The organism is Flavobacterium branchiophilum NBRC 15030 = ATCC 35035, from assembly GCF_002217205.1.
Lineage (GTDB): Bacteria > Bacteroidota > Bacteroidia > Flavobacteriales > Flavobacteriaceae > Flavobacterium > Flavobacterium branchiophilum.
In genome coordinates, this window is the sequence record NZ_MUGT01000131.1 from 11,237 (window position 1) to 17,472 (window position 6,236).

6 protein-coding genes are annotated in these 6,236 nt (G+C 35.5%); all 6 read left to right on the plus strand.

The annotated features are described in order from the left end of the window. The first annotated feature begins 550 nt into the window (after positions 1-550). The 6 genes from B0A58_RS13315 to B0A58_RS13340 all read left to right on the plus strand — a co-directional run bounded on the left by B0A58_RS13315 (position 551) and on the right by B0A58_RS13340 (position 6,006). Positions 551-1,477, plus strand: a complete 927-nt coding sequence (locus tag B0A58_RS13315; RefSeq protein WP_089081469.1) for a hypothetical protein — start codon at positions 551-553, stop codon at positions 1,475-1,477. After that, positions 1,458-3,014: a phosphatase PAP2 family protein gene (locus B0A58_RS13320; RefSeq protein WP_089081470.1), complete on the plus strand. Its 1,557-nt coding sequence runs from the start codon at positions 1,458-1,460 to the stop codon at positions 3,012-3,014. Before B0A58_RS13315 ends, B0A58_RS13320 begins: the two co-directional genes overlap by 20 nt. Before the next feature lie 24 nt (positions 3,015-3,038). Then, complete coding sequence (locus B0A58_RS13325) at positions 3,039-3,485, plus strand: hypothetical protein (protein ID WP_089081471.1); 447 nt, start codon at positions 3,039-3,041, stop codon at positions 3,483-3,485. 709 nt (positions 3,486-4,194) lie between these two features. Continuing rightward, the gene (fic, locus tag B0A58_RS13330; protein ID WP_089081472.1) at positions 4,195-4,761 is read left to right on the plus strand and encodes a protein adenylyltransferase Fic; all 567 of its coding nucleotides are present in this window, start codon (positions 4,195-4,197) and stop codon (positions 4,759-4,761) included. Between the two features lie 87 nt (positions 4,762-4,848). Next, positions 4,849-5,268 carry a hypothetical protein gene (locus B0A58_RS13335; RefSeq protein WP_089081473.1) on the plus strand — a complete coding sequence of 140 codons (420 nt, stop codon included), beginning with the start codon at positions 4,849-4,851 and terminating at the stop codon, positions 5,266-5,268. Between the two features lie 243 nt (positions 5,269-5,511). After that, complete coding sequence (locus B0A58_RS13340) at positions 5,512-6,006, plus strand: hypothetical protein (RefSeq protein ID WP_014083068.1); 495 nt, start codon at positions 5,512-5,514, stop codon at positions 6,004-6,006. Positions 6,007-6,236 lie beyond the last annotated feature (230 nt).

Here is a 6,236-nt window from a genome sequence, read left to right on the forward strand (position 1 = left end):
ACCCGTAGTTTACGGAGGGTACGCCCAAACAATTGGCCTGAAGTTGTTTTGAATAAGGAAAAACAAAATCGTATTGTAGTTGGTTACAATCTTTGTCTTGATGGAAGCGTTTTGATGGGGCAAAAAAAATGCTTTTCCCTTCCTACACGGAGCCTTTGTCTGTATTTTATTCTATTTAAGTATTGATTTCTTAGCGTAACTTTGTTTTTAAACATTTGGTTATCAAGAGATTGTGCTGTTTTTATTTCACTTTATACCCATTTATATTTATAGAATAGTTCCAAAATGCGAAATTATTTTTTAGAAAAAANNAAAGCTGGGCTACGGAACTCTTTTTTTTTTGAATTCATTTAGCAAAAAAAATTAGTAGTTTGGACTATTTTGTAGGTATAATTAATGTAATTTCATCTAAAACATTTTCATTTTGATACTTGCTACACAGTGCTATGTTGAGGCATAAGAATGAAAAAATTTAGGTGCTTTGGGTTTCATGAAATGTTTATGAAAGCCGAAAACTAAAATCAAAAAAAACTAAACTAAACTAAATTATATGAAAAAAATCTATTGTAGTATGGCATTATGTAGTGCTTTATTGGGATGGGGTCAAACCGACAACGATGCTTTGATGATGGACAAAAACAATTTGTGCATAGGAACAATGTTTCAACATGAAAGTTGGGACCATTACTGGGAAGGAACATTTAAACGGGACAATCTAAATTTAGGCACGGTAACCCATCAATCGTTTGGAATTATGGGAAATTATGGGGTGTCTAGCAAACTGAACTTATTGTTTGGGTTGCCGTATGTAACGGCAAAAGCGAGTGCTGGAACATTAGCAGGGCAAAAAGGATTTCAGGATTTGTCGTTGATGGCCAAATATATGCCCATCGAAACTACGATTGGCAACAACACCTATTCGTTATATACGCTAGTAGGTTTTTCGGTTCCGGTATCCAATTATCCAGCCGATTATTTGCCATTGAGCTTGGGTTTGCGTAGTAAAACTGCCACATTTAGAGTAATGGCCGATTTTCAGCGGCATCATTTTTTTAGTACGATTTCGGGAGCTTTTATGTATCGAAATAACATAACGATAGACAGAGAAGCCTATTATACAACAACATATCATTATACAAACGAAGTTAAAATGCCAAATGCAATACAAACCCAATTGCGAATGGGATACCGTTCGGATTACTGGATAGCCGAGTTGTTGTGGGACAACATGATTACCCAAACGGGATTTGATATAAGTACCAATAATATGCCATTTCCGAGCAATACGATGAATGCTTCTCGAGTGGGGATGAACTGGAAATATACTTTCAAAAAAATTTCGGGTTTGTCTATTACGGGAGGTTCTAGCTATGTAGTAGCAGGTCGCAACGTGGGGCAAACATTGGCCTATAATATTGGTGCTTTTTATATTATTAATTTTTCAAAATCTATACCAAATGAAAACAAAACTAACTAAAATAAATTTATTTATAGTGCTGACAATAAGCATATTAGCCATATCGTCTTGCAACAAAGAACTAACCGAACGAAATGAACAGTTTCCACAATTGAATCCGACCAACCCTGATTTGAATGCGGGGTTATGGAAAACGTATTTGCTAACAGCTCCAGACGAATTTGCAGTAGATGTTCCGGCCGCTACCAATTCGGCCAGCTATGTTAGCGAAATCAATGAAATCAAGAGTTATCAAACCAATATAACAGTGGCTCAACATCAATTGATAGACTATTGGAGTGCAGGAAGCGTGGTGCGATGGAATGAAATCATGCGTACATTGGTGGCTAAGCACAATTTGCCACCGTATCAAAACCCCGACGGATCGTATCCGATTCCTTCGAGTGCCAATCCGTTTGCCAATCCGCAATTTCCATTTTCAAATCCACCGTATGCAGCTAGAGCCTTTGCTTATGTAAGTGCCGCACAATATGACGCACTGGTTGCTGCTTGGCATTTCAAGAAAATTTATAATAGGCCAGCACCATATACGGTAGATGCCAGTATTATGGCATTGGTACCTCGATCGGTGTTACCGTCTTACCCGTCTGAAGATGCTGTATTAGCGGGAGTAACGGTAGAAATGCTCAAATTATTATTTCCCACCGATGTGCCTTTTATTAATGAAAAAGCAGAAGAAGAAAAGCTGTATCGCATCATTGCAGGAGCCAATGTAAGAAGCGATATTGAGGCAGGATTTGCATTAGGAAAAAAAGTGGCTGCAAAATTTGTAACCCGAGCCAAAACCGATGGAGCGGGTGCTGCTGTGGGCAATGCAACGCTATGGAATGCTTTGCAAACCAATACAGAGGCCACAGGCGAAATGGCTTGGAAATCCCTCGACATGCCAGCCAGACCACCCATGTTGCCATTGTTTGGCAACGTAAAATCGTTTTTGATGACACCGGCCAATGTTGTTGCCTCCAGACCCGTACCACCACCATCCACCCATTCGGCACAGTTTGCTGCAGAACTGGCAGAAGTAAAATATTTTGCAACAAATGCCACTCGTGAACAAATGAAAATTGTAAGTTTTTGGGCAGATGGCGTTGGTACATACACCCCTCCAGGCCATTGGAATGCCATAGCCGCAGAGGCATTTGTGCCACAAAATTATAGCGAAATACGATGGGCAAGAAATATGGCTTTGTTGAACATTTCATTGATGGATGCCGCAATCAGTTGCTGGGATGCCAAATATTTTTACTTCAATCCAAGACCCAGTCAAGTAGATCCATCTATCAAAACATTGACGGGTATTCCCAATTTTCCTGCCTATGTATCGGGACATTCCACATTTAGCGGAGCTGCCGCCACTATTTTAGGTCATATTGTGCCACAAAAAGCACAAGACTTTCAAAACATGGCCAAAGACGCTTCGAACTCCCGCTTGTTTGGAGCCATCCATTACAGAAGTGATTGCGAAAAAGGATTGCTTTTAGGCGAAACCGTTGGCCATTTTGCAGTTATCAGAGCCACAACAGACGGAGCAGAATAATTAATTTTTAAAAATAGAAAACACATGAATCGTTTACAACAAAAAATGGCATATTGTGCTAACAAATTTCACAACAATAGTATTTTTTTGCTTAAGATTTCTTTGGCATTGGTCTATATATGGTTTGGATGCCTTAAAATAGTTGGTAACAGCCCCGCCGAACAGCTTGTGAGTAACACGGTTTATTGGTGGCAACCCGAAACTTTTATACCCATTTTGGGTTTGTGCGAAATGTTTATAGGACTAGGGTTGCTCATATCAAAAATTCTTCCCTATATAGTAATCCTATTATTATTGCACATGATAGTTACTTTTTTTCCAATAATTATTCTAAAAGAAACATGTTTCTCAAAAGGGTATTACTTTCCAACATTGGTCGGACAATATATTATTAAAAATATAGTACTTATAGCAGGAGCTTTAACAGTATTTTGCCATTATACACCATCAGCACAACAAGCCAATGAATAATTAAACATCAAAAAACAATCCATCTGTCCTGCAAGGTCTTTTTTCAGACCTTGTAGGACTTTTTATTCGTAAAAAATTTCAAATCTTTTTTAAAAAAAAACAACGAATCTGTTCTGCAAGGTCTTTTTTCAGACCTTGTAGGACTTTCATTGTAAAAGATTAAAAAAGTCAACCCTCTTGTCATGCAAGGTCTTTTTTCAGACCTTGTAGGACTTTTTATTCGTAAAAAATTTCAAATCTTTTAAAAAAAAAAACAACGAATCTGTTCTGCAAGGTCTTTTTTCAGACCTTGTAGGACTTTCATTGTAAAAGATTAAAAAAGTCAACCCTCTTGTCATGCAAGGTCTTTTTTCAGACCTTGTAGGACTCTTATTTCACTATAAATTTGAATGTTTTACTTACAATTAGCAGTTTTAAACGAATTTAAAGCCCTAAACAAAGGAAAAAGGCAAATCATAAGTAACAAGGGGTTTTATCAATTTGATAGTAAAGTAGAAGTCACAATCAATTTATAGGACAATTTGCGGGAACAATTGTAAATTTGCAGGTACGAACAAATGATGACAATAAATATTTGCTAGGAAATGAAATAGATACCATCGAGATTTTTTAAAAACAAGAAATTGGCACGAACAAAATTGTTAGCTTGCCAACACCAATAAAAACAAATTAATGGCTTATGACCTTAAAAAACAATAAATAGATACACATGAATAACCACAATACAGACAAGCAAAGTATAAAAAATGCCTTTCAACTATTTGAAACAGGCACTATACAAACTATCGAGGTAGGATCAACTAATGGTTTGATGCAAATTCATTATTATTTATTTAAAAATCTATATGATTTTGCAGGCAAAATAAGAATTTACAACATTTCAAAAGGAGGCTTTCGGTTTGCTACTGCTTTATATTTGAATGAAATTTTGGTAAAAATTGAACAAATGCCCGAGAATACCTTTGATGAAATCATTGCCAAGTATGTAGAAATGAATATTGCCCACCCATTTATGGAAGGCAACGGCCGGTCTATGAGAATATGGTTGGACATGATCCTTAAAAAAAGACTTAAAAAAATGATCAATTGGCAATTTGTAAATAAAACCCTTTATTTGCAAGCCATGGAGCGTAGCCCTATCAATGATTTGGAATTAAAAACGTTGTTAAGTCAAAACCTAACAGATGATATAAACAATAGAGAAATTATTTTTAAAGGAATCGAGCAGTCCTATTATTATGAAGGCTATGAGAAAGATAAAGATTTTAATCCATAAGCCGTTTAAAATTTTATTTCGAACGTAAAAAAACGGGATATGAAAAATAGACGCTACAAAAAGAGTGATTAATAAAAAGTAATTAATATGAAACTAAAAATAATAAAAGTAGTTTTTGAAGAAAATCAAGAAATTGATGTGTACCAATACCTCAATCCAAATCAATATGAAATAGTTAATAGCAGCACTCAAATAGTGATAGAACAAGAGGTATGTTATTTGTACATGTCTATATATTATAAAACGTTGGTATATAGCGAACAACAAAAAACAGAAAACCTAAAAGAAAACCTCAAGCAAGAAATTTATAACCTAATAAAAGAAAAATACCCAACACACTCAAAAATAATGAGTCGAAGACAAGATATTGCAGATCATTATAAAAAAATTAGAAGTATTTATGATTTTAAAATAATAAAAAATTTTGGCGAAACTACCATCAATAAAGAAAAAATTATTTTGGAAGACGTTTTGCAAATTATCAATAAGTATCATGTAGAAGTTTAATTAAAGGCTACATAACAATTAAAAAATACATACGATAGCCAAAATGAATAGCCTACAAAAAAAATAAATAAACTAATATTTGATGAAAAGGAAGTATAAGAACTAAAATAAATTGTTAAAATTAATAAGCATTATAACAAATAATACCTATTTTTGTTTTATAAAAATACAAAGTTCTTATTTTTATACACCCGAAAAGCCGAAAACGGTTAATAGAGTAGGCACTCATTCAATATTTTATTTATGTCAAATTTATCAGAAAACAAAATCAATGTCGTTTTAGCCGCTGCCGATATGGCAGCAATCAACACAAGTATAGCCACTATCTTGTCGAAAATTCCAGCCAACACCACCCTAACAGACGAGCAACGCTTGGGCTACAATGCCATAAATGTAGCCAATAAAGTATTTGCCGAAGACTGTCTATCTGAAGCACAGCTAAACGGAGCAGGCATTTTGCCAGCGTTTGTCAACCTGACCAATATGCAAAACGATTTGGCTATTTTTAACCAACTCGACCAAATAGAAAGTGCCCTAAACAACGCTTTGCAAAGGGTGGCAGATGCCAAAAGAATTGCAGGACACGAAGGATACGGACAAGCCAACGTGATATACAACGCATTTAAAACCGCCAACGACAGCGGCATTGCCAATGCTAAATCGTCTGTGGACAAACTCAAAGCTCGATTTGATGCACAGGGCAACGCCACGGGAAGACCCGCAAACACGACCGTTTAATTTTTTTTTTGCTCAGCTACCAAGTAGTGTTTACAAAATAAAATCATGGTATTGTCAAGCCATTAAGCAAACAGAGCATCTCAACATTTCTGATTACAATCATACAAATCCGCTTTCAACAAAGCGGATTTTTTTTTGCCGCTATCATACCTCAAACCACTGCATATTGATACCAAAGAAAATAGCATTAATACCAAATAAAATGGCATTGATACCAAAAAAAATATAAT

What these genes read in the sequence shown, in the direction of transcription:
- B0A58_RS13315 (WP_089081469.1), top strand. Translation starts at nt 551, where the DNA reads ATGAAAAAAATCTATTGTAGTATGGCATTATGTAGTGCTTTATTGGGA.
- B0A58_RS13320 (WP_089081470.1), top strand. Translation starts at nt 1,458, where the DNA reads ATGAAAACAAAACTAACTAAAATAAATTTATTTATAGTGCTGACAATA.
- B0A58_RS13325 (WP_089081471.1), top strand. Translation starts at nt 3,039, where the DNA reads ATGAATCGTTTACAACAAAAAATGGCATATTGTGCTAACAAATTTCAC.
- fic (WP_089081472.1), top strand. Translation starts at nt 4,195, where the DNA reads ATGAATAACCACAATACAGACAAGCAAAGTATAAAAAATGCCTTTCAA.
- B0A58_RS13335 (WP_089081473.1), top strand. Translation starts at nt 4,849, where the DNA reads ATGAAACTAAAAATAATAAAAGTAGTTTTTGAAGAAAATCAAGAAATT.
- B0A58_RS13340 (WP_014083068.1), top strand. Translation starts at nt 5,512, where the DNA reads ATGTCAAATTTATCAGAAAACAAAATCAATGTCGTTTTAGCCGCTGCC.